This window comes from Cognatundibacterium luofuense, assembly GCF_018139685.1.
Lineage (GTDB): Bacteria > Pseudomonadota > Gammaproteobacteria > Burkholderiales > Burkholderiaceae_D > Undibacterium > Undibacterium luofuense.
Genome location: NZ_JAGSPN010000374.1, coordinates 1 through 339 on the forward strand (window position 1 = coordinate 1; position 339 = coordinate 339).

Sequence of the window (339 nt, forward strand, 5' to 3'; positions counted from 1 at the left end):
TTTCTCTACGCCTTCCCTATGCGGTTAAGCTTGCCACTGAATGTAAGTCGCTGACCCATTATACAAAAGGTACGCAGTCACAGAACTAGTCTGCTCCTACTGTTTGTATGCACACGGTTTCAGGTTCTATTTCACTCCCCTCCCGGGGTTCTTTTCGCCTTTCCCTCACGGTACTGGTTCACTATCGGTCGATATCGAGTATTTAGCCTTGGAGGATGGTCCCCCCATGTTCAGACAGGATTTCACGTGTCCCGCCCTACTTGTCGCAAGCTTAGTTCCACACCGATAATTTCGTATAAGGGGCTATCACCCTCTATGGCCGGAGTTTCCAATCCGTTC

At 49.6% G+C, this 339-nt stretch carries 1 rRNA gene; it reads right to left on the reverse strand.

Features of this window, described 5'->3' with window-relative positions:
- Nucleotides 1-339 (reverse strand): 23S ribosomal RNA (locus tag KDM89_RS20835); the annotation flags it as partial.